The sequence below is a fragment of the Frateuria sp. GZRR35 genome, from assembly GCF_051900415.1.
Taxonomy (GTDB): domain Bacteria; phylum Pseudomonadota; class Gammaproteobacteria; order Xanthomonadales; family Rhodanobacteraceae; genus Frateuria_A.
This window is the reverse complement of record NZ_JBHZGL010000006.1, coordinates 44182-70202: the sequence shown is the minus strand read 5'-3', so window position 1 is coordinate 70202 and position 26021 is coordinate 44182. Positions and strand designations below refer to the sequence as shown.

At 65.4% G+C, this 26021-nt stretch carries 24 protein-coding genes; 3 read left to right on the top strand and 21 right to left on the bottom strand.

Annotation, left to right across the window (positions count from 1 at the left end):
* Position 1: 1 nt before the first annotated feature.
* The 13 genes from ACFWZ3_RS09015 to ACFWZ3_RS08955 form a co-directional block, all read right to left on the bottom strand.
* Positions 2–880, bottom strand: a complete 879-nt coding sequence (locus tag ACFWZ3_RS09015) for a hypothetical protein (RefSeq protein WP_439707401.1) — start codon at positions 878–880, stop codon at positions 2–4.
* A 59-nt stretch (positions 881–939) separates the two neighbouring features.
* Positions 940–3468, bottom strand: coding sequence for a glycerol-3-phosphate 1-O-acyltransferase PlsB (plsB, locus tag ACFWZ3_RS09010; protein WP_439707400.1), 2529 nt, complete (start codon positions 3466–3468; stop codon positions 940–942).
* Positions 3465–4283: an SDR family NAD(P)-dependent oxidoreductase gene (locus tag ACFWZ3_RS09005; RefSeq protein ID WP_439707399.1), complete on the bottom strand. Its 819-nt coding sequence runs from the start codon at positions 4281–4283 to the stop codon at positions 3465–3467. The genes plsB and ACFWZ3_RS09005 overlap by 4 nt, the downstream gene beginning before the upstream one ends.
* On the bottom strand, positions 4276–4887 hold the full coding sequence (locus tag ACFWZ3_RS09000; RefSeq protein ID WP_439707398.1) for an HAD family hydrolase: 612 nt from the start codon (positions 4885–4887) through the stop codon (positions 4276–4278). Before ACFWZ3_RS09000 ends, ACFWZ3_RS09005 begins: the two co-directional genes overlap by 8 nt.
* Positions 4888–4900: 13 nt before the next feature.
* Positions 4901–5311 (bottom strand): hypothetical protein, encoded by a 411-nt coding sequence (locus tag ACFWZ3_RS08995; RefSeq protein ID WP_439707397.1) that lies wholly within the window; start codon positions 5309–5311, stop codon positions 4901–4903.
* A 23-nt stretch (positions 5312–5334) separates the two neighbouring features.
* Positions 5335–6060, bottom strand: coding sequence for a sterol desaturase family protein (locus ACFWZ3_RS08990; RefSeq protein WP_439707396.1), 726 nt, complete (start codon positions 6058–6060; stop codon positions 5335–5337).
* A gap of 19 nt (positions 6061–6079) precedes the next feature.
* On the bottom strand, positions 6080–6952 hold the full coding sequence (locus ACFWZ3_RS08985; protein WP_439707395.1) for a fatty acid desaturase family protein: 873 nt from the start codon (positions 6950–6952) through the stop codon (positions 6080–6082).
* Positions 6953–7005: 53 nt separating this feature from the next.
* Positions 7006–8124: a homoserine O-acetyltransferase family protein gene (locus ACFWZ3_RS08980; RefSeq protein ID WP_439707394.1), complete on the bottom strand. Its 1119-nt coding sequence runs from the start codon at positions 8122–8124 to the stop codon at positions 7006–7008.
* Entirely contained in the window at positions 8121–9131 is a 1011-nt protein-coding gene (locus ACFWZ3_RS08975) for an SDR family oxidoreductase (RefSeq protein ID WP_439707393.1), read from the bottom strand. Before ACFWZ3_RS08975 ends, ACFWZ3_RS08980 begins: the two co-directional genes overlap by 4 nt.
* Position 9132: 1 nt before the next feature.
* The gene (locus tag ACFWZ3_RS08970; protein ID WP_439707392.1) at positions 9133–11118 is read right to left on the bottom strand and encodes a ThiF family adenylyltransferase; all 1986 of its coding nucleotides are present in this window, start codon (positions 11116–11118) and stop codon (positions 9133–9135) included.
* Positions 11109–11915 carry a hypothetical protein gene (locus tag ACFWZ3_RS08965; protein ID WP_439707391.1) on the bottom strand — a complete coding sequence of 269 codons (807 nt, stop codon included), beginning with the start codon at positions 11913–11915 and terminating at the stop codon, positions 11109–11111. Before ACFWZ3_RS08965 ends, ACFWZ3_RS08970 begins: the two co-directional genes overlap by 10 nt.
* Positions 11912–12784: an alpha/beta fold hydrolase gene (locus ACFWZ3_RS08960; RefSeq protein WP_439707390.1), complete on the bottom strand. Its 873-nt coding sequence runs from the start codon at positions 12782–12784 to the stop codon at positions 11912–11914. The genes ACFWZ3_RS08965 and ACFWZ3_RS08960 overlap by 4 nt, the downstream gene beginning before the upstream one ends.
* A gap of 80 nt (positions 12785–12864) precedes the next feature.
* Positions 12865–13617, bottom strand: coding sequence for a hypothetical protein (locus ACFWZ3_RS08955; protein WP_439707389.1), 753 nt, complete (start codon positions 13615–13617; stop codon positions 12865–12867).
* A gap of 983 nt (positions 13618–14600) precedes the next feature.
* On the opposite strand from ACFWZ3_RS08955, the gene ACFWZ3_RS08950 reads away from it, so the two are divergent.
* A complete protein-coding gene (locus ACFWZ3_RS08950) occupies positions 14601–14795 on the top strand; it encodes a hypothetical protein (protein ID WP_439707550.1) in 195 nt (64 codons plus the stop codon).
* Here the strand turns inward: ACFWZ3_RS08950 and ACFWZ3_RS08945 are convergent, their stop codons facing one another.
* The 5 genes from ACFWZ3_RS08945 to ACFWZ3_RS08925 all read right to left on the bottom strand — a co-directional run bounded on the left by ACFWZ3_RS08945 (position 14796) and on the right by ACFWZ3_RS08925 (position 20684).
* On the bottom strand, positions 14796–15431 hold the full coding sequence (locus tag ACFWZ3_RS08945; protein ID WP_439707388.1) for an FMN-binding negative transcriptional regulator: 636 nt from the start codon (positions 15429–15431) through the stop codon (positions 14796–14798).
* Between the two features lie 102 nt (positions 15432–15533).
* A complete protein-coding gene (gene zipA / locus ACFWZ3_RS08940; RefSeq protein ID WP_439707387.1) occupies positions 15534–16487 on the bottom strand; it encodes a cell division protein ZipA in 954 nt (317 codons plus the stop codon).
* A 10-nt stretch (positions 16488–16497) separates the two neighbouring features.
* On the bottom strand, positions 16498–19998 hold the full coding sequence (gene smc / locus ACFWZ3_RS08935; protein ID WP_439707386.1) for a chromosome segregation protein SMC: 3501 nt from the start codon (positions 19996–19998) through the stop codon (positions 16498–16500).
* Between the two features lie 135 nt (positions 19999–20133).
* Positions 20134–20379 carry a BolA family protein gene (locus tag ACFWZ3_RS08930; protein WP_439700781.1) on the bottom strand — a complete coding sequence of 82 codons (246 nt, stop codon included), beginning with the start codon at positions 20377–20379 and terminating at the stop codon, positions 20134–20136.
* Between the two features lie 5 nt (positions 20380–20384).
* On the bottom strand, positions 20385–20684 hold the full coding sequence (locus ACFWZ3_RS08925) for a YciI family protein (protein WP_439707385.1): 300 nt from the start codon (positions 20682–20684) through the stop codon (positions 20385–20387).
* Positions 20685–20879: 195 nt separating this feature from the next.
* Here ACFWZ3_RS08925 and ACFWZ3_RS08920 point away from each other — a divergent pair, with 195 nt between their 5' ends.
* Positions 20880–22025: an AI-2E family transporter gene (locus ACFWZ3_RS08920; protein WP_439707384.1), complete on the top strand. Its 1146-nt coding sequence runs from the start codon at positions 20880–20882 to the stop codon at positions 22023–22025.
* A gap of 58 nt (positions 22026–22083) precedes the next feature.
* A complete protein-coding gene (locus ACFWZ3_RS08915; protein ID WP_439707383.1) occupies positions 22084–22728 on the top strand; it encodes a YidC/Oxa1 family membrane protein insertase in 645 nt (214 codons plus the stop codon).
* 197 nt (positions 22729–22925) lie between these two features.
* Here the strand turns inward: ACFWZ3_RS08915 and lysS are convergent, their stop codons facing one another.
* The 3 genes from lysS to prfB form a co-directional block, all read right to left on the bottom strand.
* The gene (gene lysS / locus ACFWZ3_RS08910) at positions 22926–24434 is read right to left on the bottom strand and encodes a lysine--tRNA ligase (protein WP_439707382.1); all 1509 of its coding nucleotides are present in this window, start codon (positions 24432–24434) and stop codon (positions 22926–22928) included.
* Positions 24435–24521: 87 nt separating this feature from the next.
* On the bottom strand, positions 24522–24833 hold the full coding sequence (locus ACFWZ3_RS08905; protein ID WP_439707381.1) for a hypothetical protein: 312 nt from the start codon (positions 24831–24833) through the stop codon (positions 24522–24524).
* A 25-nt stretch (positions 24834–24858) separates the two neighbouring features.
* A protein-coding gene (gene prfB / locus ACFWZ3_RS08900) for a peptide chain release factor 2 (RefSeq protein WP_439707380.1) occupies positions 24859–25984 on the bottom strand; the annotation gives its coding sequence in 2 pieces (ribosomal slippage) (positions 24859–25908 and positions 25910–25984; 1125 coding nt in all).
* Positions 25985–26021: the final 37 nt, after the last annotated feature.

The window sequence follows — 26021 nt, the reverse complement described above, 5'->3', positions numbered from 1 at the left end:
CTCAGCCGTGGTGCGGCATCTCGATGGGTTCGTCCGAAACCGGCCATGCCCGCCGCGCCCGCCGCTGCTTCCAGAGTGCTTTCAGGTAGGCGAGTACCGATGCGCGCACTTCCTCGTGCTTCAGACATCCGGCAATCAGCACCGCATCGCCGGCATCGAGGCGCACGTTTTCCGACCAGAATTTGGCAAGGGCCGGTTTGATCGTCTGGCCGACCGACAGCGGCCGTCCGTAGATGTGGCCGTGATATGCGCCGCGGATGATCGAGGTCCCCTCGTCGTAGGGCTTGCCCGGCGACAGGCGATCGGCCATGAAACCGGCCACGCGCAAGCTGCGTTCTTGGTCCCTCGGCTTGCGACCGTTGATGCGTGGGTAGACGCTCAGGGGCAGGATCGAATAGGCAAGCCGATACACGCTCGGGTTCTGCGTGCGGAACACCACCGACATCGGCTGGCGAAGAAACGGGTAATGGGCGCACAACATCTCGTGCACCAGCATCGAACCGATCGTGTGCCCGCCCACTGCCATCAGCGGGATGGAGCGGATATTCATGTTGTCGATGTACACGATGCGTTCGCCCGCACCGGAAAAAACGCGAATGCCCATGAAACCGACGAGCTCACGGTCGAGGTAGACCGTCCAGAGGTCGTTCAACCCTTTGAAGTAATCGGGCCTGCCCAACCAGTGGAAGGAGGTGTCCGCCTGGTAGAGGGCATCGGTCTCGCGCGCAAACGCTCGAAGCACTTCGACCTGGTCGGCGGGCGAAAGCCGCGACTCGGGCCGGTTGAGACGAATCAGTTCGAAGCGGCCGCGATGCTTGCGGCGCCCCCCGGAACGCATGAAGACTTCATAAGGCGACACGGTCGCTCCCTCGATGGACATGTGAAACTCCCTGCGCCCGTTTTCGACGCGGGCGCTTCTCTCGTGACGTATTGCCGTTCTCAGCCCGCGGCGGATGCTCCGGGGCTTATGCGATCGATGGCGTGGCGAAGATCGCGGTCCAGGATTCGCGAGGCGTCGGCTGCCCATTCGCTCAGCCGCTCGCCGAAGGCCAGGTTTCCTTCCGCATCGATCCAGGCCAGCCCGAGCACTCGCAAATTCCGTGCGAAACCTCGGAAGAGCGGCTTGTCGAAGAACTCAGGCGCCGCCGGGCCGTGCAGCAGCGTCAGGCGCTGTGCCGCTTGGTGGCATAACGCTTCCAGTCTCCCGCTCTTCAACGTCCCGCTTCCGTGCTTGGCCAGGATGGACAAGGCGATGTAGTAGCGCTGGAACGCCTGGCGCAGCGGATAGCCCAGGCCCCGCAACAGGAAGGCATCGTCATCCGCGGTGGCGACCAACGCCACGGCGCGGCCTGCACCGGAGCGGGCCAGAAGCTGCTCCGAAAGCAGCACTTCGATCGCCAGCTCCACCTGCTCGACGAAGCCTTCTTCAGTCCACGGAAGAAACAGTTCGTCCTTCAGAAAGGGATAGATACGCGAGGCCAACCGCTGGAGCTCCTCGCGGTGTACTCGTTGGCCGGCGAGAAACACGTTCGCGGCGAACCCCGCCGGTACGAACAGGTGGAGGGTGTTGTTGCGGTAATACGTCAGCAAGGCTGCGTCGTTCGCAGACACGTGCAAGACATCCCCCAGTGGATGGCGGGTGCGGGTCACCATGCCCAGTGCCTCGCCGCGAGCCACGATGGACGCTGGCGACAGGTCGGTCGCGGTCACGCCCTCGCTGTAGGGCGCGTCCGCGATCAGCCGTTTCAGCAACGTCAGATGCTCCAGCAGATCCGATTCGGCCATCGCGTTCCCCGGGCCTGACAGGAGCGCCATGGCGAGAAGATTGACCGGGTTTGCGTCTGCGGCGCGATTGACGTTGACGTTGACGCGCCGGGCCAGTTCATCGACGACTGGGGTGAGCCACGTCGGACGGTCCCTTGTTGAGGCGCCGCCATCCCAACCGGGCGCCGCGTCATCGAGAACATCGGCCAGGTATACCGGTTCACCGAAATTGACGGTGACGCGGCCATGATCAGCGCGAAGCAGCCGGGGGATGCTGGCCAGGAGCTGCCATAGGGTTTCGCCCGTTTTCGGCGTACCTGACAGCTCGGCAATGTAGCTCGCGCCCTCGATGATGCGCTCGTAGCCGATGTAGACAGGCTGGAAGAGCACCGGGCGAGAACGCTGCCTGAGGAATGCCCGGACGGTCATCGACAGCGTGCCGCCCTTTGGCGGCTGCAGTCGGCCGGTGCGCGAACGCCCACCCTCGATGAAATACTCGATGGAATGGCCGCGGGCGATGAGCTGCCCCATGTATTCCGCAAAGACCGCCGAATACAACGGGCTGCCCTTGGTGTTACGCCGCAAATAGAAGGCGCCGCAGCGCCGCAGTACGGCGCCGACCAGCGGGAGGTTCAGGTTCACGCCAGCGGCGATGTGCGGCGGCACGATGGAATGCCTATAAAGCAGGTACGACAGAAGCAGGTAGTCCATGTGGCTGCGATGGCAAGGCACATAGACCACCTCGTGCCCGCGCGCGGCCTCGCGAAAGCCATCCAGGTTGTTCACCGTCAGCCCGCGATACACCCGGTTCCACAATGGCGCGAGGGCGAGACTGACCAGGCGCACGACGGAAGGGGAGTAGTCCGCTGCGATCTCCCGGGCGTAAGCGAGCGCCTGGTTCGTCGCTGTCTCGAGCGTGACGCCACCGCGCCCGGCCTGTTCGCGGATCGCTTCGCGGATGGATGGCGACTGCACCACCTGGGCAATGAGCACCCGTCGGGTCGACAGGTCGGGGCCAATCACCGCCGCCCTCACGTTCCGGAAGCGTGAGCGCAGGATCCGCCCTAACTTGCGGGTCGCCCGAGCGGGATCGGTGCCCTCCTGACACAACTTGCGCAGCGAAACCGGCGCCGAGTAATGGACGTGGGTGTCGCGACCATTAAGCAACAGCGCGAGCAGGCGACCCACCGGCCCGGTGACGCCCCAGCTTTCGGAGAACAGCACGGCGAGCCAACCGCGCGCGCGGTTCGGTGCTCGCCCGATGAAGATCGAGACGGGAACCAGTTCGACATCGAGCGTGGCGTCCTCGCGATGGGCCTCAAGCAGGGCGCGCAGTTGGAGCGGTAGCGATGCAGCTGAAGCTCCGCCTGCATATCGGCCCGGCAGCCAGGCGAGCGGACTGTCTTGGAGGACGAAAGTGTTATCGCTTCGCGCATGCCAGCCGATATGTGCGCAGCCTACCTTTGCGCTATCTGCGGACCGCGCCATTTCGGCTATCCAGCGGTTCGAAAAACCATCTCGCTCGAGAACGTAAAGGGTTTGCCTGCCTTTCACCGTCGATGCCGGGGCGCGATGGATGGTCAGCTTCACCCAGGGCGATAGCAGCGCGCCGACAGCACGGAACAGCGGCGATGCACGCCGGCTCCATGGGGGCAGCCGCGCGTCGCCGGCAGCGACCATGCGGAGGATGTGCTGGCTGTTCACGTACCCGCTTCCGCCGGCAGGGGCGTGCTGTCTGGCGCCGACATCTTCATCACCGCCCGGCTTACCCACCGCCTCGGCAACCATTTCACCGCGATGGCAGTGAGACGGTTCGCGAGGCCCGGGATGGCGACCCGGCGTCCCTCCATCATCGCGCTAACGCCTGCTCGTCCGACTTCGTCCGCCTCGGCGAGCAACTTGCCTCGAACCAGCCTGGAATGCTCCATCACCGCGCGCGCCTGGAATCCGGACCGTGTGGGGCCCGGGCAGAAAGTCGTGAACGTCACCCCCCTGCCCTCCCATTCGGTCGCAAGCGCCTCGGTGAACGACAGCACGTAGGCCTTGCTGGCGTAGTAGACCGCCATGAACGGGCCAGGCTGGAACGCCGCCACCGAGGCGACGTTCATGACCCGACCACGCCGCCGCGCCAATTGCGGAAGGAACAGCTTGCACAGGATCGTGGGCGCAAGCACATTCAAGCGCAGCATCGCGACCTCGTCCGCGAGGAGGCTCTGTTCGAACGTCCCGAATACGCCGACGCCGGCGTTGTTGATCAGGTAGTCCAGTTCGATACCGCGCGAGGCGACCTGCATGAACAATCGCTCGGGACCGCCCTCCTCGGCCAGATCGACGATGATCGGGTACACCTTGATGCCAAAACGGCTTCGCAGTTCGGTGGCGATCCGGCGTACCGCCAGCGGCTCACGTCCGGTGACGACGATGTCGATGCCGTCCGAGGCCAATGTCTCGGCCATTGCCTTGCCGATGCCCCCGGTGGCGCCGGTGACCAGCGCGACGCGCCTAGAGGTCTCAGCCATGCGACGTGCTCCCTTCGAGCAATTCCCAACGGAAAAAGCGGGTATGCGCCAGTTCGAGCATTTCCGTGTCGTCCCGCGTGTCGCCGTACGCGTACACGTGCTCGAACGAATCCAGGTCGTAGCACTCGCGGATGCGGCGGCGCTTCTCCTCGCCGATGCATTGGGCCTCGCGATAGCCACCGGTAAGGACGCCGTTACGCTCCTCGAGCCGCGAGCAGATGAGTTCCAGGTCGTGGTCCCTGCACCAGTGCTCCAGGTAGATGTCGAGCGCTCCTGATACCACCACCACCTTGTCGCCGCGCTCCTGATGCCAACGGATCCGGGAAAGGGCCATCGGGCGAACCGCTGCGGGAACCACGTCGGTACAGAAGCCGCGCGCCTTAGCACTCAACGCCTGGACGTCCACGCCACGGAATCCGAAGCGGACCACGCGGGCGCGTATCCGGTTGCCCGATACCAGGCCTGCCTTGTAACCGAGGATCAGCGGCAAGAAGAGGATGCTGCCTGCGAGGCGCCGCCGTCTCGATACGGCGTAGCGCATGAACTCGCCGAAAAGCTCACGCGTAGTGATGGTTCCATCGAAATCGAACAGAGCAAGGTTCATCGCCAGGCATCCATCAGGCGCTGGCTGCGCCGCGTACCGAGGCACGCAGGCCCAGCACGAACAACAGGGCGAAAACCAGGTCGCCGCTGACAAGCAATAGCGTGCGCGTTTCGATCTGGGCCGTGATCCAAAGCACGACCATCAGCGAGAACGCAGCGAGCTTGCCGACCGTTCCGAAGATCACCATCGGCAGGTCGACGCGGGGCCGGAACGCAAGCCACGCGTAAGCGGCGCCGAACAGAAGCATGAACAGTGCCGTGAGGTATCGGTAGATTGCCGGTACTGCCACCGGCAATCCCGACAACTGGCCGGGGAGCGACCCCGGCAGCGAGAACAGCACCATGCCGCCCATGTTGAACACCGCCGATGCCAGCAAGGCCGCTTTCAACAGCCCGCCCTGCTTCATCTCGGCGGCCACGATCATCCCCTTTCCGTGCGTGTTTCCAATCATGCGTGTACGTCCTTTCCTATCAGCATGTCGCTTACCCGGTGTTCCAGCTCGCCCTCGAAGCCGACCTCGAAATCGGCGTCCTTCGGATTGGCGAAGGTGCCGAACATCACGTCCCATACGGGGAACCCGTAGTTCTGCGCATGGTGACCTTGCCGGTGATGCACGCGGTGCATCTCGGGGCGCTGCAGGACGAGCCCGAGCCACTGCGGCGAGCGGATGTTGCAATGGGCGTAGTAGTTGTTGACGCCGTAGATGAAGACCGACCATGCAATGCCAACATCGTCCAGGCCGAACACAACCACTGCCGCCAGGCTGTTGAACAACGTGTAGACGATGTGGTCGAGCGGGTGGGTGTAGTCGGTAGCCAGCAGGTCGATTCTTGACGGACTGTGGTGCAATTGATGGAACACGCGCCACAGGAAGTTGCTCGCGTGCTCCGCCCGATGCCAGAAATACTGAAAGAAACTCGCCAGGATCGCCGCCGCCATCCCGCCAAGGACGGGATGCCACGCACGGCCGATGGGCACCAGCGCATAGTGCGAAAGCACCGGGTTCAGCCATAGGCCAACCATCAACATGATGCCCAGTTGGACCATGTTCATGGCCAGCGCACGCGCGAACCAGCGCGGGTCGAATGGTTGCGGCCTCGCCGGGTACATTCGCTCGAGAACGAAGAACACCGCGAATACGCCAAAGAGCGACACATAGATCAGGTACGTCACAGGGATGCTCCGCACACGATCACGGGGAAGCCGCGGGCAACATGCGCGTGGCACCGATTCGCAACGCGCCGATAAAAGTCACCTCCGTGGTTTCGGGCAACAGGTAGCCCTGCTCGCACAAGTAACGGTGAAGCGCCGGGAGCCGGTGCGTCTGCACGCTCGGATACAGGTGGTGGCACAAGTGATAGGTGTACCCCATCAGCAGGAACGTGAGCGCCGGCGAGGTACAGTTGCGGGCATTGGCGCCCTCTTCGTCGCCGGTGGCGCCGTGTTCGATGTACGGATGCAGCGACCAGTACAACTGCGCCACAACCGCGGGCAACAGCACCAGAAAAACGAACAGGCCGGTCGAGCGTAGCGCCAGTGCCGCATACCCGGCGGTCGCCGCGAGTACCAACACCACGTCGAGCGCTGCATAGAAGCGCATCCGCGACACGCTCATCGGGAATGTGCGATCCAGATTCTCCCGCCCGATCAGCAGATTCCACACGTTGCGCACGCAATAGAGATTGGTATCGAGGGAGACTCGGAGCTTGCCCGCCAGGCTGCGGTTGTTCTGGTACAGGACGAGGTCGGGATCACGCGGCGTGTTCGTATGCAGGTGATGCCGCCAGTGATAGATGTTGACCCCGACAGACAGGAACAGCGGCGCCCCCAGCGAGGCGAGCATGCCCATGAGCATGCTCACATCGGCGTTCCGGTTGAGGTTGCGGTGGAATCCCTCGTGGCCCAGCGACCCCATGTAGAACATGCCGAAACCTGACGCGGTCACCGGGAGCGCAGCCAGCGCAATGCGCGCGGCCAGCGGAAGACCCGAATGCCAGGCCAGGTAACCGAGACAGGCCGAGCCTAGCCAAAGCAACAACCCGTGGATGATGTAGACCAGACCCATGAGATTGCTGGTTTGGCGAAATCGCGCCGGGAGCGGAGGCTTCCTTGAGTCGTTCATGCGTACTGCTTCCTTTGCATCGTGTTTCGGCCCTTTCCTTCGGACGCGTTCAGCCGGGCGAACTCGGCCATCCGTTCGCCGATGGCCGCGGCGTGGGTAAGGATGCTGTCGTGTCCGTAGTCGGAATCGATCCGGGCGAAGCTGCCCCGGGGCAAGGCTTCGGCGGTCGCCGCCACCTCGGCGCATGGAAACAGCAGGTCGTCTTTCAGCCCGATCATGAGTACCCGCGTATCGACCGCTGCCAACGCGGCGCCGACCGAGCCACGTCCCCTGCCCACGTCATGGCTGTCCATTGCCTTGGTCATGGTCCAGTAGGCATGCGCATCGAAGCGGCGGACGAACCGTTCGCCAATGTGGCGCTGGTAACTAGCCGCCCGCAGGCCATCGAACGGCCGCTGCTCGTGGCTTTCCGCCTGTGTCCGCTGATAGACCGCGGCCGTGCGGTACGACATCACGGCGAGCGCCCTCGCGGCGGCTAGCCCAGCCGCGCCAGGCCGCTCGCCATCGCCGAAGAAGCTGGCATCGGCTTCGAGGGCCATACGCTGGGTTTCGTTGAACGCGGTCGCCCAGGGCGACTGGCGCGACGATGCGCCAATGACGCAGGCGTGGTCGAACAGCGACGGTGAAGTGGCCATCCATTCCAGCAACTGCTGCCCGCCGTACGAGCCGCCCACGCCGAGATGGATGCCCTCGATACCCAGGTGTGCCCTCACCGCCTCGTGCACCGCCACCACATCGCGTACGGTCACCAGGGGAAACCGCCGGCCGTAGCGCCGACCGGTGGCTGGCTCTGTGCTCGCCGGCCCGGTGGTTCCATAGCACGAACCGAGCGCGTTCACGCAGACGACGAACCACCGTGCGGGATCGATGGCGCACTGCGGCCCGATCATTCCACCCCACCAATCCATCGGATTCGCGTTGCAGGTCAGGGGGTGCAGGACCCAAACCACGTTGTCCCGCCCGGGGGTGAGCCGTCCACACGTAGTGAACGTCACCTCCAGATCGTCGATCCAGCCGCCACCTTCGCAGGCAAACCGTTCCCGAAGGCGCAACGTATGCGACTGCGGCTGGATGTCCAGCACCGGCATAGGCCGGACCATGTCGTCCCCGCTCATGCCCGCTCTCCCCGCCGCATCCATCCGGCATTGGCAAGCTTTGTCTCCAGGTAATGGCGTGCGTGGACCGGCGCCACGCCGTACTGCTTCGCCACCGCCCTGGAATCCACACGCGTGTCGTTGCCACCCAGGATGCTGAGGATGGCCATCTGATTGGCCAAGGCCACCGACCATGGCCGTATCGCCCAGGCCAGGGCGGCGAATATCCATGCGGGAACCGCGATCACGGCGACAGAGCGCCCCAGCAACGCCCCATAGAGGTCGCAGATCTGGCGCCAGGACAGAACATCGGGGCCACCTATTTCCAGGAAAGCGCCGCCATCGGGAACCCGCTCTATGGCCCCCACCGCATAGCCGACAATGTCGTCCACGGCCACGAACGCATGCCTGCGGGCCGCTGGCCCGGGAACCACGGCGAAACCTCTTCGTTCGATCGAGTCGCCCAGCCAGGCGCGCAGGCGCCGCGTCAGGCCACGCGAGCGGTCGAGCGTGGCGGCGACTTCTCCCGCCAACGGTATCCGGCTGCCTATGAGAGCGAAATAGTCATCCATGAACGGCGCGCAGCGCAGAATCGTGTGCTGCAGCCCCGAGGTCCGGAGCATGCCTTCAACCCGCTCCTTCATCCGGTAGGTGGCCGAGATTCGACTGAATCGCCGTTCGAACGGAACACACAACGAGACGAACACGACGTGCTTGACGCCTGCTTGCAGGCACGCCTGGATCAGGTTCGCGTAACCCCTCTCCTCGTCTTGGCGAAAGTCGTAGCGGCCTTTGGGAAACACCACCGTGGCCGTCGCGATCACCGTCTCGACACCTTGGCAGGCATCGAGCAGGCTGCGCGCGTCGCGCAGGTCGCCGAGGCGGCAGTCCGCTCCGTCAAACGGCAAGTTGCTGGCAGAACGCGGACGGACAAGTGCGCGAACATCGTGCCGCCGGTCAGACAGCAGGCGTCGCACGACCGCCGAACCAAGCTGTCCCGTTGCGCCGACAACCAAAACAGTCGCCACCTCAGACCTCCGCCGGAGCCGCGATGGCGTCGCCGCTACGCACGCTAGCCCGGGCTCTGTCTTCCGGCACGCAATGACAGAACGAATGCGCTGGCAACCGTGGCGAACGCGGAAGTTGCGTCGATGCGGCCTTGCCCACGCGGAACAGCAGCACGGGCCGTTCCGTTGACGGCAAATTGAACATGGCCAGTATCTGTGCCCTGCTCTCGTTGGTGCAGATGGCAAAATCGATGGGCTGGCACGCCAGGCCCTGGCGCGTGAGCTCCAACCACACGCGCATGATCGCGCGCCCTACGTCTACCCTGCCCTCCGGGCTGAAATCCGAGGTCGTCACCAGAACAAATCTGGACGCCGAGCCGATCGCCGAGGTCGACGTATGCGCCATGAGTTTCGCCATCCCGGACGCGAACGCCAGGCGCCTGAGCAAAAGCGAGGACCGGAGCAGCGAAAGCAGCCGGGCGCGCACGGGGCCGAGGCTGAGCGAATGTGCGGTGAAGCCTGTGGGATCGCGGTCCGCTTCTCTCCGGCCGATGCGGATGTGGCGCAAGAGTTCGTCGACGTAGTCGCTCCGCCCAAAAAGCCCTCGCGCGCCCTCCAGTGCCATGCGGCGGACCAGATCCGGCGGTAGTTCCCTCATGGCCGCGCGGGCGCGCAGTGGCTGCACCAGGCCATCAAGCCGATCCGCAAGTTGGTCGCCGCTCGGCGCGTCGTACATGCCTCCGCGGTAGGTGGCGCGTCTCTCCAGTATCCCGCGACGATGAACCTGGCCTTCCGTGTGCAACGCTTTCACGACGAGCGTGCCGGCAACATAACCTGGCGCGCGGTAGTCGCCGGAACCGGTTTGGGTGAACGACACTTCAGCTATGGTCGCTGCCGCTTCCACGGCGCAGCCAATGGCATAGGCAATGGCGAAGTCGTCCGGATCGACGGCGTCCAGCGCGCGCGACACGTCCCAGCCGATGGCGATCTCGCGCGGTCCGGTGACAACGAATCGCCACGGTTGGCAGTTGTGCGGCGAAGGTGCCCGAGCCATAGCCTCAATGACCAGGCGCATTGTGGGATCGGTACCGAGCTGATCGTCGGCTTCCGACGGTACCTCGGCCCGCGCCGCGCGGGCTTTGGCCGCACGCCTTGCCGCAGCGAGCGCACCCAGCAGCCGGCCAGGTATCTTGAGCCGTTCAACGAGACGCCCGAGCGGTGTACGCATCGCCATGTGCGTATCGAAGGTGATCACATGGGGAACGCGCCGCTGCATCGCCAGGTCGACCATGCAGCGCGTGCCCAGCGCCCCCATGGCCAACACGCAATAAGCAACCTGGGGCCAAGGCTTACCGGTGATCATCCGGTCCTGGATGATCGGCAGAAAATCAGCCGGAAAATGGGTGTACCCAAGCCACTTCAGGCATTCGGACAACCTGCCTTCGCGATGCGCCTCGGCGCTGGCTCGTCCATAGAACGGCGCCGCGCGCTTTCGCCGGTAGTCGAACACGTACAGCACGGACTTGCCGCCGAAATCGAAACCAGCCACGACCGGAATCCGACGCTCGCTGGCAAGTTCATGTACACGGTACTTGACCCACGGCGACGAGGCTGCATCGATGGCGTCGAACACCACGGTCGTGCCATCGAACGCATCTTCGAGGTTGTCCTCGGTCAGTCCGGCCGGGAACACCCGCACATCCACATAGGGATTGATGTCCGCAACCCGGCGAGCGAGGACCTCGGCCTTGGATTGCCCGACGTCGGCAAGCAGGCATGCTTGTCGGTTGATATTGCTGAGGTCGAATGTTTCCGGATCAGCCAACACCACGGATCCGATACCGAGTCTTACGAGCGGCTCGACCAGGCTGCCGCCCACGCTCCCGCATCCGGCCACGAGCAGCCTCGTCGCGCGTAAGGCGGCCTGCTCTGGTGCCGAAATCACGTCGGTGTTTCGGACGACGAACGCATCCAGTTCGTCCGGCCCGGGCATGGTCTTCATGCCCATGCGAGCACCTTGCGCGACGTACGGGAAAACCCGATGAACCCGTTGATGTTCAACCGGACATCCTCATCGCTCTGCGGCGCATGGAAGACCGCATGCACTTTCGATGCAGCGAAGAGAAGCATGTCGCCTGCCCGCGGATGGACGTCGATGTAGTCGACGTCCGCCAGCTCGTCCATATCGATCGGATAGCCGCTGTCGAGAATTCCGCGCGAAGCGAGCCAGTCACGCGAGGGCACGAAGTCGTAAAGCCGCACGTAGCTCGATCCCGGTTCCGGATGCCGCGGGTAAAAGTTCACCGCCACCGGGTGTTCCACGTCGCCGTATTCCATGCCCGAGTGACGAACCTGTGGCCAGTCTGTGTGGGCCCGCAGCGCGAGCCGGTCACCACTCTTGTCGGTCCATACGGTCGCTCGGTGCGTGGGAGCGGGCACGCCATCGATATAGGCATGACGGAAGCGGTAGCCTGCCTCCTCCACGCAGTCGAACAACTTCCGGTAGAGGTTGGACGCGCCGCGGAACAACAGCTCGGCAAAACCGTTGTTACGCGCGTAATCCTCGACCACATCATCGGCAGACTTGAGGAACGCATTCGTTCCCACCATGCGCCCCGCAACGCCATCACCGCGCTCGTAGACGCCCCGGCTGGACGCGAAATTGGCATAGACGCGGTCGCACTGGTCGTTCGATAGCGAACCGCGCACGAGCACCGCCGCGGTTTCGCCCGTGAGCAGGCCGCCCATCTGCCTGCTCAAGCCTTCAAGGGTTGTCTCGACGAGAATGTGCTGCATGACGGTCATGGTGTCCGGTCTGTCCATCGGGTAGCGGGGGATTCCTGTGAGGCGAGGAAGCCGAGCATGGATCGGACGACCCGTCGGGGCGCCTCCAGCATCGGCAGATGGCCGATACCGTCCCAGAGCTCCAGGCGAGAACTGGCGATACCCTGCTTCCAAAGACGCGCCGCGCTGACGTCGATCACCTGATCCTCGCTTCCCCAGACGAGCATGGTTGGTGCAACGATCTTCCCAAGCACGGGCGCCAGCGGAGCGCTGGCGGCGAAGGCCGCATACATTCGTTCTATGGCCGCGCGCCGGCGGCGGAAGGTCGCCGACGTGTGAGTAAGTACAGGCCGCGGGACACGAGGCGGCTTCGACATGGTCGATGCATAGAAGCGCTTGAACGCTGTGTCGTCGTCCACCAGAAAAGGATTCGCTCCCTTGGCAATTGCGCTGTCGAAAGCGCTTGGGCTCGGGGACGTGACACCTGCCGGACTGAAGAGCACCAAGGAGGCCACCCGCGATGGGTACAGGGCCGCAATGCGTGCCGCGATGAAGCCGCCGAACGAACTTCCCACGATGTGAGTGCGCCGGATGTCCATCCGGTCGAGCATCGAAACGAGGCGCTCGGCGTGGTCTTCCGCACGGCATGCCGACGCGGGCGCGTCCGCAGAGTCGCCATGGCCGGGCAAGTCCGGCGCAACCACGCGGTACCTCGACCGCATGCCCCGGGCCACCCTGCTCCAAACCTGCTTGCTCCCGGTGAATCCGTGGATCAGGAGAAGCGCCGGCGAGCCCTCGGAACCGGCCACATAGCCCGCCAGTGGCATGTCCCTCCCGTCCAGTTGGGAGCGCCTCAACCCACACCAGCGGGCATCGAGCGAAAGCAGCATGTCGTGTATCCATGCGCTGCGTTCGGTCCACCACGGCGTTCGCACGGCACGGTCAGTGCCGATCCGGGCACGTCCGTTGCTCATAGCAGTCCCATCAGCCCCTGCATCGCGAGGGGCGCAAAGATGATCAGGACCATGTTGTCCAGGCCGCGCGGCGACAACGCCTCGAGCATGGTGGCGACGGCCGCATAGGCGGCGCAAATCCCCAGAAGACGCGTGGATACCGTCTGCTGGATGCCGAAGAACACGAGAGCCATCAGGAATGCGAAGACGAACACAGCCAGGCACCCGGCGACCGACTTCGTGTTGCTTCCGTTCCACAGCCGGTCGCGAACCTGGAAGCGGTTGCCCTTGCCGAGCAGAAAGCCAACCGGTTCCGCCAACCCATCACCGAGGGCGACAGTGAAGAACGCGATCTTTACCAAGGTCATCGGATAAAGCAGCACCGACACCGCCAGCGCAACATTGAAGGAGATCATCGGCAGCAGGAAGAACAGACGGCTTCGTGGCTCGTCGGACACCCGCAGGCTATGGAACGCGACCGCATGCAGCATCGGCCGCTCGCTGTTCGCGGCGACTGCATAAATACAGACCTGTATGGCGCTCGCGACAAGCACCGATGGCAGTAGCTGCGCATCCGGCAGCACGGCAAGGATCGGCGCGGTCACGATCATGATGCCGATATGGTTGATCTTGCGCGTGTAGTCGCCCGCCCAGGCACACCGGGCCTTCATGTACGAGCAGATCTGCCCGATCAACAGGGGGCCAACCACCAGGTAGATCGCCACGCGCAACCATTGAACGTTGTCGAAAACCGCCGTACCCATTTGCATTGAAAATCCATTCCGTTGTCTTTCATCACCGGGTAATGTTCGCCGGGCACTTCACCAGGTAATGCAGGACGCACTCACCCACGCCGCTCGAAGATGAGCGACTTTGTAATCCGCTTTATTCCCATTCCCCAAAGACAATTCGAATTCGCCGGACAATTGCGCATAACACGCATCCGGATCGACGTCGGCGCGACCGCAGCTTTGAAGCATGCAGGAGGCACGACAACGAATTGCCCATAGGACAATAGAATTTCGAACAAACGATTGCGTGCTGCCAAGTACAACTACGGGCTATATCCAACCCAACGCGCCCCCTTGAGAGGACGCGCACATCCATTCAACGACTGCCATGGCGGTCGCGAAGATTTCTCATGTGATCAACGTACAGTCGTGTTACGACGACGCTTCTTGGCCCGACCTTGGATCGCGCCTTCTTCTTATATGCGTCGTACGCGCTCGCCTCGAGCGCATGCGTGGCTCAAGTAGGAATTCCCTTTCTCCCAATCCCCCCAAAAAGGTTTCACATCCATGATTCTCCCCTCTCAATAACGTACATGGAGATCGGAGCTTCGTCAACGTTTCGTGATGACCAATAGTTCACGCATTTATAGATCAGCCCGCGATTTCGCAAAGAGCGCGCCTTTGCCGGCAAAAGGACAGCACGCGGCAAGCTGTTTCAATCCGCGGTCGCGCACTGGCGCGACGCTTCTCCGACCGCAAGGGCTGGGAGATTGCCGCGGTAATGAAGGCATGGACCCCATTGACCGGTAGCGTGGCACGAAGCCAACACCGTGCATTTCTCAGATGTGCGCGAGGTCGACGAAAACACGATGGCGCATCCAATCATCGCCGAGGTCATCGTCGGACCGCCTCTGATCGCAACCCATCATGAGTGCGGCGATCGTTCACACGCGGGCCAGCGACAATGCGGTTGGAAGGATGCAAACGCCCGCACAACGCCACCAACCCGACTGGAGCCCGCCATGACACCGCTCGACAAGCCCCTGAAGCGTGAACTGGTGATTGCAGATGTCGCTTACACGCTCGTACTCGACCCTGCAGGTTTGAAGTTGACCGAGAAAGGGCGGCGACGTGGTGTGACGCTGCTCTGGAAGGATCTGGTGAGCGGCGATGCGGCATTGTCCGTCGCGCTGAAGGCGTCGCTGGAAACGAACTAGCTAGCGCTTGGTGTTAGCGGCACGGATGGCTTGCACCATCTCGTGGCTGGCCTCGGCCTGGAGGCTACCCAGCCCGGTCAGCACGCCTTCGCGGTCGGCTGCTGTACGGTTTTGGCTCAGCTTCCACTTTCCTTCCAGGCGCTCGATCGGCAGGCGCAGGCCGCAGATGGCTCTGAGGTTCTGGTGGATGTAGTCGGCGGGGGCATCGTCCATGTGCCAAGGGTGCGGCATCGCACGCTCCTGACGGTCGGTGAGCTTGCGCAGGAGTTCGCGCAGGGCGGACGGCTCGTCGAAGGTTTCCAGGGTGCCGTGGGCGTGGATGGCGATGTAGTTCCAGGTCGGCACTTCCCGGCCGTGGGTCTGCTTGCCGGGGTACCAGCCGGCGGAGATGTAAGCGTGAGGGCCGAGGAAGATCGCCAGCGACGGCGTGCCGTTGCAGAGCGCGTGGGGGTTGGCGCGGGCGACGTGGCCGTAGAGCGTGCCGTACTTGCCCTCTTCCGGCGCCAACAGCAGCGGGATGTGGCTGACCTGGAGGCCGTCGGGGGTAGTGCTGATCAGGCTGGCGAAGGCGATCGTGTCGATCGCTGCATGCAGTTCGGGCAGGCGCGTTTCGCGGAAGGCGGTGGGTGTGTACATGGCCACGGATCCGGGCGGAGGAGTTGGGAGAGCTACCTCGCGACCGGGTTGCATGGCGGTCGCGCACAGTTGCGCTCCTACAAGGGCGTTCCCGGCGGACTGTCAGCGGCCGAAGATGATTTCCTGGCCTTCGTGATCGCGATCCCAGCCGCGCAGTTCGTCGCGGATGTGGGCGATGCGCTGGCGACCGAGGGCGTTGCGTTCTTCGTCCAGGACCTGGCCGTCGAGGAGTTCAGCGAGGCGTTGCGCGGTGGGCAGCATGGCGTCCCAGGCGTCCAGCGCGGGCAGCGGGCCCGGGAGCGTCATGAAGAAGCTCAGACCGGGGGTGCGCAGGGCGTCCAGGCGGGTCAGGTCGAAGTTGCCGGGCTTGAGCATGTTCGCCACGCTGAAGATCGGGCCCTGTTCGCGCTTACCGTCGACCAGCCGGTGATAGATGCCCAGGTGGCCGTACTCCAGACCCGCCTTTTCGGCCGCGACGATCAGGTCGGCGCCGTTGAATACGCCGCCGTCGCGGGCCATGACGAACAGCGTGACGATGCGTTCCATCGGCAGCTGCGAGGGGCGGCGGCCGAGGTCCGACGCCGGCGGTGCCTTGGGTGCGGGCGCCGGGGCTGGAACAGGCGCTGCTGAAGGCGTGGCCACGGGTGCCGGCGCGATGGCTTCGGCAGCGCCGGAAGGCGCGCGCAGCGCGTCGATGATCGACGCTGCGCGGCCGGACGGCTTGGTGGCCGGCGCGGCGCGTTCTCCGGCCAGGGTGGCGCCGAGCTTTTCCAGTTCCTGGCGCAGGCCGATCTCCAGTTCGCCCTGCTGCGGCATGGGCTCCTCGCCACCGAGGCGCGCGTGCGGCTCGTCGTCGAGCAGCATGTCGTCCGCGTCGCCGTCGCCCAGCGTGGGTTCGCGACGTTCGCCACTGCCCTGCCCGGTGGTCGGCACGCGGCGCCTGCCCTGCTCTTTCTTCGGCTGGCCGAACAGCCACAGCAGCACCAGCACGATAGCGCCGGCGATCGCCAGCGGTACGCCGACGGCAGGGTTCCAGGCAAAGGCGAGCACGGTCATCGATGGATCCTCACGCAGCTCCGGCAAGTTTAGCCGCTTCGGCCAGGTCCACCTGCACCAGGCGCGAAACGCCCGGCTCGCGCATGGTCACGCCGCAGAGCTGGCTGGCCGCTTCCATCGTCGCCTTGTTGTGGCTGACGAAGATGAACTGCACCTTCTCGCTCATCTCGCGGACCATGTTGGAGAAGCGGCCGACGTTGGCTTCGTCCAGCGGCGCGTCGACCTCGTCGAGCAGGCAGAACGGTGCCGGATTCAGATTGAAGATGGCGAACACCAGCGAGACCGCGGTCAGCGCCTTCTCACCGCCGGAGAGCAGCGAGATGTTGGACGGCCGCTTGCCCGGCGGGCGCGCCATGATCGACACGCCGGTGTTGAGCAGGTCGTCGCCGGTCAGTTCCAGATAGGCGTGGCCACCACCGAACAGGCGCGGGAACAGCTCCTGCACGCCGGCGTTGACCTTGTCGAAGGTTTCCTTGAAGCGTTGGCGGGTTTCGCGGTCGATCTTCTTGATCGCGCCCTCGAGCGTCTCCATCGCGCTGGTCAGGTCGGCAATCTGGTTGTCCAGGTAGGTCTTGCGCTCGCTCTGTTCGGCGTGTTCCTGGATTGCGGCGAGGTTGACCGGTTCCAGGCGAACGATCTTCTGCGCGAGATCGCCAAGCTGGGTGCGCCACTGGTTGGCGTCGGCCTGCTCGGGGAGCTCGGCGAGCAACGGCTCCAGCTCGAGGCCGGAGGCGGCGATGGCTTCGGCGAGCTGGTCGGCGCGCATCTGCAGCGCCTGCGCAGCCAGGCGCTTTTCCGACAGGCTTTCACGCAGCTTGGCCAGGTTCTGCTCGGCCAGGTGGCGCTGTTGCTCCAACTTGCGGAATTCGATGTCGCAGTCTTCCAGCGCACGGCGCGCGTCGACGAGCTGCTTGTCCACGAGCAGGCGCTGGTCGAGATAGGTCTGACGCTCGGCTTCCAGTTCGGCGATCGGGTCGGAGCCGGCGGCCAGTTGTTCGGCGACTTCGGTGCGACGGGCCTCGACCTGGCGCAACTGGGTGTCCAGGCGGGCCAGCGCCTGTTCCAGCGAGGCCAGCGACGAGCGCTTGGATTCCATCGACAGCGCCAGCGCGTGCGCCTGGTCGGCGGCTTCGCGGGCATTCATGCGGGCTTCCTCGCGTGCTTCGAGCAGCGCGCGGCGCTCGTTTTCCAGCTCGCGGCGCTGGTCTTCCAGGTCGCCCATGTGGTTGATCGATTCGTCCAGGCGCGCGCGGGCCTCGCGGGTCTGCACCTGCAATTCGTCCAACTGTTCGATCAGCGTGGACAGCTCGCCGGCCACCTTCTCGGCACGGGCGCGCGCGGTTTCGACCTTGCCGCGGTGGCTCTGCAACTGGCCGGCGAGTTCGGACTGGCGGCGGTGTGCGTTGTAGAGCTCGCGCTGGGCGTCGTCGCGGGCGCGCTCGGCTTCGAACTTGGCGGTACGCAGTTCGTCCAGGCGCGCGGTGGATTCTTCCAGCTGTGCTTCGAGCGTGTCGATCTGTTCGGTAAGCAGGCGGATGTCGCGCTCGCGCGCCAGCACGCCGACCTGGTTGCCCTGGGCGCGGCGGATGCGCGCCCACTGCGGGGCCAGCCATTCGCCGCTGCGGGTGATGATGGACTGGCCTTCACCCAGCGAGCCGACGCGATTGCGCGCCTCGTCCAGCGTTTCGGCGGAGTGGACCTGCGCCAGCAGTTGCATGGCCGCGGCGGGACCGCGCACCTTGGCGGCGAGCGTGCCCTCCGCGCCCTGCCCGCCTTCGGCGGAGGCCAGCAAGGCGAGGTCGGCTTCGCCCAGCGTGCCGAAGTCGCCGGCGAGGTTCAGCGGGTTGTCGACCAGCACACCGTCGAGCAGGCCGGCCAGCACGGTTTCGGCGGCCGACTCCCAGCCGGCGTCCACCTGCAGCGCTTCACCGAGGCGGCGCGCCTTGTCCAGGCCGAGGCTGGCGAGCCAGCCGCTGGCGGCGCTCTCTTCCTGGCCCAGCGCGGCGTGCTGCAGGGCCTCGAGCGAGGACAGCCGGCCACGCGCGCTCTGTAACTGCTGGCGCGCCTCGTTGAGCGAGGACTGCACCTGGCGCTCCTCGTCGAGCACCTTCTCGTGAGTGAGCTTGTGCTGGTCGAGCAGGCTGCCGAGCGACTCGACCCGCTCGCGCTGGGTGTCGTGCTCGACGTGCAGTTGTTCGGCGGCGGCGTCGAGTGCCGCCACGTCGGTGGCCTTCTGTTCGGCTTCGAGCGCTTCGCGGCGCTTGGACAGGTCGATCGCCTGGCGGTCGAGGTAGTTGAGCTTGGTGCGCTCGACTTCGGCGGCGCGGCTCGATTCGCCGGCGGTGCGGGTGTAGGCGTCCCAGCGCTGCTGCCAGTCGGCCAGCTTGGTTTCGGTGCCGCGCGCCGCTTCGGAGGTGTCGTCCTGCATCTGCTGCAGGGTTTCGAGTTTGGGCTCGCCTTCGGCCAGCGCCATGCGCAGCGTTTCGACCTGCTCGCGGTCGTTGGCGATGTGCGCGGACAGTTCTGCGTGCTCGCGCTCGGCTTCGCCCTGGGCGCGCTGGAGGCGCTCGGCGGTTTCCTTGTTGAAACGCACCTGCTGTTCGACACGGGCGATCTCGGCGCCGACCTTGTACACCTCGGCCTGCACTTCGTTGAGGTGTTCGGTGGCGCCGACATGGCGCTCGCGGACCGATTCCAGTTGCGCCTCGATCTGGCGCTGGCCGGCGAGTTGCTTCTCGATTTCGATCTCGGCGGCGGAGAGGCCCTGCCCTTCGCCCTCGTGCTGGCCCTTCAGCGCGCGGTATTCCAGCGCGCGCAGCTCGGCTTCCTTGCGGGTCTGCTCTTCCTTCAGCGCCTTCCAGCGCTCGGCGGCGCGAGCCTGGCGGTTGAGGTGGTCGAGCTGCTTGTCGACCTCGTCGCGTACGTCCTTGACGCGGTCGAGATTCTCGCGGGTGGACTTGATGCGGCTCTCGGTCTCCTTGCGGCGCTCCTTGTACTTGGAGATGCCGGCGGCCTCTTCCAGATGCGTGCGCAGTTCTTCCGGGTGTGCCTCGATGATCTGGCTGATCATGCCTTGCTCGATGATCGAGTAGCTGCGCGGCCCCAGGCCGGTGCCGAGGAACAGGTCGGTGATGTCGCGGCGGCGGCAGCGCCCGCCGTTGAGGAAGTAGGACGACTGTCCGTCGCGGGTCACCTGGCGCTTGACCGAGATCTCCGCGTACTGCGCGTACTCGCCCTGGATGGTGCCGTCAGCGTTGTCGAAGATCAGCTCGACGGTCGCCTGCCCCACCGGCTTGCGCGCGTTGGAACCGGAGAAGATCACGTCGGTCAGCGAATCGCCGCGCAGGCGGCTGGCGGCGCTCTCGCCCATCACCCAGCGGATCGCGTCGATGATGTTGGACTTGCCGCAGCCGTTGGGTCCGACCACGCCGGTCATGTTGGTCGGCAGGTGCAGCGTGGTGGGGTCGACGAAGGACTTGAAGCCGGCGAGTTTGATCGTGGTAAGGCGCATGCGGGCTCAACAGTAGGGCAGGCCCGCGGTGGTTCGGGCGACAGGTCACTGTGCCAAACGCCGAGCGTGGTCGCAATGCGAACCCGGCGTGACAAATAACTCTAAATAGAATCTATAACTTATTGAATTGAAAACTCAAGGCGCCTTGGCGTCGATAGACAGCGCGTGGATGCCCTGGTCCATCAGCCCTTCCAGCGCGGCATACACCATGCGGTGCCGCCTGATCGGCAACACGCCGGCAAAGGCCGCGCTGACGATGCGCACGTGGAAATGGCCCTTGCCGGCGTTGGCGTGGCCGGCGTGCTTGTGGCCCTCGTCGAGCACCTCCAGCTCGACCGGCGCCAGCGCGTCGGTCAGGCGCTGGCGGATCTGCTCGACCATCGCGTTCACGGCAGGGTCTTGCGGAACGGCTTGACCTCGACGCCGGCGTAGACGCCCGCGGCGACGTAGGGATCGGCGTCGGCCCAGCGTTGGGCGTCGGCCTGCGAGGAGAACTCGGCGATGATCAGGCTGCCGGTGAAGCCCGCCGGGCCCGGATCTTCCGAGGCAATCGCCGGAAACGGGCCGGCCAGCAGCAGGCGGCCTTCGGCCTGGAGCTTTTCAAGGCGCGCCAGATGCTCCGGCCGCGCGCTCTTGCGCTTGTCCAGCGACTCGGGGACGTCCGTGCCGACAATGGCAAACCACATGGTGTGATGCTCCAACCGGGAAACCGCCAAGTCTAGCCGACCCGACCGCCGCCCACAGCGGCGCGAGTCTACACGTTGCGGTGTGTTACGCCCCGGTAGGGTCAGGGCTTCCGGCGGCGGCGTGCAGGCAGGTACGCGCGGCGCGCATGACCGCGTGATCTGGGCAACGGCCGGCCATCGACAGGAGACCGATGCATGGGAGACACCCCGACCGACCCGTCCACGTCCCGTCCGGGCCGTCCGTCGCTGCGCGCGTTGTGGACCGATCCGTTCGGGCGCCTGGCCGTCCGCTCGGCGCAGGTGGCGCTGGTGCTGCTGGTGGCGGTGGCCGTGGTGCTGGCGGCCGTTCGGCTCAAGCTGCTGGTGATTCCCCTGTTGCTGGCGCTGATCGTGAGCGCGGCGCTGTTCCCGCTGGTCGCCTTGCTGCGGCGGCTGCACCTGCCGCACGCGGTGGCGGCCTTGCTTACCCTGCTGCTTGGAGGCGTGGGCCTCGGCGGCGTGATAGGACTGGCCGTGGCGCGGGTGGCGGCGCAGTGGTCGACGCTGCAGTCGTCGGCCATCGACGGGTTCGGCCAGGCCCTGCACTACCTGCACCGCGGGCCGCTGTCGATCAGCGAACAGCAGATCGAGCACGCCCGGCAGGTGGTGGTCGACTTCATCACCAGCAGCGAGTTTGGCCAGCATGCGATGGCGGGGGTGTTCACCACGATGGAGCTGGCGACCGGCTTCGTGCTGGTGCTGTTCATCCTGTTCTTCTTCCTGAAGGACGGGCCGTCCATCTGGCGCTTCCTGCTCCGGCCACTGCGGCCGGCGTGGCACGCGCGCGTGGCGCATGCCGGCGATTGCGCGATCGACGTGCTGGGCGGCTATCTGCGCGGGACCGCGCTGGTGGCGCTGGTCGATACCGTGTTCATCGGCGGCGCGGTGTGGATCCTGGACGTGCCGCTGGCGGTGCCGTTGTCGATCCTGGTGTTCCTGGCCGCGTTCGTGCCGATCGTCGGCGCGACCGCCACCGGAGTGATCGCGGCGCTGGTGGCGCTGGTCACCGTGGGGCTGAGCGCCGCGATCTGGGTGTCGGTCGTGGTGATCGTGGTCAACCAGCTGGAGGGCAACCTGCTCTCGCCGGTGGTGCTCGGGCGCTCGCTGCAACTGCATTCGCTGGCGGTACTGCTGGCGCTCACCGCGGGCACGATCCTGGGCGGGATCGTCGGTACGCTGCTGGCGGTGCCGCTGACCGGCGTGGCCTGGGCGGTGGCCAAGTCGTGGAACGATCCCCTGCCCTCGCCTTCGGACGGGAAAGCTGATCCCCCCTGCCATCGGTCACTCCACCCGGGCGCTTGAAACGGCGGATGACCGCGCACATTTCCTACGCTCACACCATGAAGCAGGGAGCGGGGGTATGTGGTCGATGTTCGTGGATGGACTTTCCTCGGTGCTGGCGCAGCTGGCCACGTGGCTGGACGGCAGTTACGGTGCGGCCGTGATCGCGCTGGCGGTGCTCGTGCGCCTGGCGATGCTGCCGATGACGCTGAAGAACGCCGAGCAGGGTTGGTGGCGGCAGCAGCAGTTGCTGGCGCTCAAACCGAAACTGGCACGACTCAAGGAACGCCATGCCGGTGATCCGGCCGCGCAGGCGCAGGCGATGCAAGCGCTGTATCGGGAGCACGGCCTCACCGGTGGCCTGGGCAGCGGCCTGCTGGTCGCGCTGGTGCAAGCGCCGTTGGGCGCGGGCATCTACGCGGCGATCCGCCAGGGCGTGGCCGGAGCCGGCTCGTTCCTGTGGATTCCGAAACTGGCGCGCCCGGATGTGTGGCTGGCGCTGGTGGTGGGAGTGCTGAGCTTCGCGGCATTGCTGCTCAACCCGGCGATGTCCGAGCAGACGCGCACCTTGCTGCAATGGCTGCCGGTAGTGATTTCCCTGGTGGTGGTGTGGCACCTGGCGGCCGGGTTGGGGCTGTACTGGGCCGGGTCGAGCGCAGTGAACCTGGTGCAGATGGCGATGCTGCGTCGGCGCGTGAAGTCTCGGGTTGCGAGCGCGGTGTAGTTCCCCGCAAGGGCGCCCCCATCCGCCCTTCGGGCACCTTCCACCGTGGAACGGGGGAAGGCTCGATTCACACGCCGCGTCAGGGGAGTTCCCTCTGTCAGCTCGCACGCGGAGCTCGAATACCCCGTCGCACCAGCAGGCGGGTCCTTCCCGTCTCACGGGGGGAAGGACCCAAGGGCGGATGGGGGCGGCCTGCCTCAGGCTTCCGGGCGCATGTACGGGAACAGCAGCACGTCGCGGATCGACGCCGAACCGGTCATCAGCATGACCAGCCGGTCGATGCCAATCCCCAGGCCGCCGGTCGGCGGCAGGCCGACTTCCAGCGCGCGGATGTAGTCGGCGTCGAAGTGCATCGCCTCGTCGTCGCCCGATTCCTTGGCCTCGACCTGCGCCTTGAAGCGCGCCGCCTGGTCTTCCGGATCGTTGAGCTCGGAGAAGCCGTTGGCGATCTCCTTGCCGTTGATGAAGAGCTCGAAACGATCGGTGATGCCCGGATCGGTGTCGCTCTCGCGCGCCAGCGGGGAGACCTCCACCGGATGGTCGGTGATGAAGGTCGGCTGGATCAGCGTGTGCTCGACGGTCTTCTCGAAGATTTCCAGCAGCAGCTTGCCCCAGCCGTAGCCCGGCTTGACGTGGACGCCCAGGCGCTTGGCATGCGCCGCCATGGCCTCGCGATCGCGCAGCTCCTCGCGCTTGATTTCGGGGTTGTGCTCCAGTACGGCATCTTCCATCCGCCAACGACGGAACGCCGGACCGACGTCGATTTGCGCGCCTTCCCAGGTCAGCGCGGTGCCGCCCAGCACGTTCTGCGCCGTCTCGCGGATCACCGCCTCGGTGAGGTCCATGATCTCGTGGTAGGTGGCGTAGGCCTGGTAGAGCTCCAGCATGGTGAACTCGGGGTTGTGCCGGGTCGACACGCCCTCGTTGCGGAAATTCCGGTTGATCTCGTAGACCCGGTCGAAGCCGCCCACGACCAGGCGCTTCAGATACAGCTCCGGCGCCACGCGCAGGTACAGGCTCATGTCCAGCGCGTTGTGGTGGGTCACGAACGGCCGGGCCGTGGCGCCGCCCGGGATGACGTGCATCATCGGCGTCTCCACCTCCATGAAGCGGCGCGGTTCGGCCTCCAGCCACTTGCGCATGTAGCCGATGATCTTCGAGCGCAATGCGAAGGTGCGGCGCGCTTCCTCGGTCACGATCAGGTCGACGTAGCGCTGGCGGTAGCGCTGCTCGACGTCGGCCAGGCCGTGGAACTTGTCCGGCAGCGGGCGCAGGCTCTTGGTCAGCAGGCGCAGGCTTTCCACCTTGACCGACAGCTCGCCGGTCTTGGTACGCATGACCTGCCCTTCCGCGCCGACAATGTCGCCCACGTCCCAACCCTTGAACGCCTCATAGGCCTCGCCCACCGTACCCTGGTGGACGAACAGCTGGATGCGGCCGGTGAAGTCCTGCATCTGCACGAAGCTGACCTTGCCCTGCACGCGCTTGAGCACGATGCGGCCGGCGACCTTGACGCGGCGTGCCGCCGCGTCGACGGCTTCGGCATCCTGGTCGGCGAACTCGGTGCGCAGGTCGCCGGCGAAGGCGTCCACCTTGAAATCGTTCGGAAAAGCCACGCCCTGCCCGCGCAGCGTCTTGAGTTTCTCGCGGCGCTCGGCGATCAGCTTGTTCTCGTCGACGGGCAGGTTTTCGGTGGCTTCGCTCATGGATGGTTCCGTGACCGCCGACCGGTGCCGGCAGCGGGTGTCTCGTGATGGGTGAGGTTCGATGAAACGTGCTCGCCGCCGACCGGCTTAGTCGAACACCTGCTTGACCGCATGCTTGGTGGCCTTCCAGCCATCGCGTGCGCCATGGCCGACGGCGATGCCGGCTTTCTTTGCACCGTGGCCGATGCCAAGACCGGCTTCCTTTGCGCCGTGTCCCACCTTTTTGGCGACATCGCGGGTGGCGTGACCGATGTCGCGCGCGCCATCGGCCACCCCATGGCCGACAGCTTTCGCGTCCTGCTTGATGGACTGGCCAGCGCCGCTGTCCTGCGCGGCCACGCCGAACGTAGCCAGGGCGGCGCAGGCAAACAGGAGCATGCCGATCGTCTTGCCGTTCATGCGGTGTCCTCCTCGGGAAATTCGGTCAGGCGTCGATGCGCTTGGCGCCAGCATCCAGGCCGGACTTGAGGCTCGCCTCGATGAATTCGTCCAGGTCGCCGTCGAGCACCTTCTGCGTGTCCGAGCGCTCCACGCCCGTGCGCAGGTCCTTGATGCGGCTCTGGTCGAGCACGTAGTTGCGGATCTGGCTGCCCCAGCCGATGTCGGACTTGGTCGCTTCCAGCGCGTCCTTCTCGGCGTTGCGCTTCTGCACTTCCAGCTCGTACAGCTTGGCCGCCAGCATCTTCATGGCGCGGTCGCGGTTGGCGTGCTGGCTGCGCTCGGTCTGGCAGGCCACCACGACGCCCGAAGGCACGTGGGTGATGCGCACCGCCGATTCGGTCTTGTTGACGTGCTGGCCGCCGGCGCCGGAGGAACGGTAGACGTCGGTCTTGAGGTCCGCCGGGTTGATCTCGATGTCGATGTCGTCGTCGACCTCGGGCGAGACGAACACGGACGTGAAGCTGGTATGGCGGCGGTTGTCCGAGTCGAACGGGCTCTTGCGCACCAGGCGGTGCACGCCGATCTCGGTCTTCAGCCAGCCGTAGGCGTAGTCGCCCTCGACGCGGAACGTCGCGGACTTGATGCCCGCCACTTCACCGCCGGACGCTTCCATCAGCTCGACCTTCCAGCCGCGCGACTCGGCCCAGCGCAGGTACATGCGCAGCAGCATTTCGGCCCAGTCCTGCGCCTCGGTGCCACCGGCGCCGGCCTGGATGTCAACGAAGGCGTTGTTCGAGTCCATCTTGCCGGAAAACATGCGCTGGAACTCGAGCTTGCCCACGCGGGCCTCGAGTTTCTCCACGTCGTCGGCGACCGAGCGGACGGTGTCCTGGTCGCCGTCGGCGGCGGCCATGTCAAGCAGCTCCTTCGCGTCGGAAAGACCCGCGCTGAGCTCGTCGATGCCGGTGACGACCGTGTCCAGGCGGGCGCGTTCGCGGCCCAGTTCCTGCGCGCGCGGCGGATCGTCCCAGACGGTGGGACTTTCCAGCTCGCGGCTTACTTCTTCGAGACGCTCACGCTTGGTGGCGTAGTCAAAGATACCCCCTAAGCGACTCGACGCGGTCCGTGAGGTCCGCGATCTGCGCATGGATCGGATTGGTCTCGATCATGAAAACGATGGCCGTGGTTGTGGCGCCCGTACGGGCG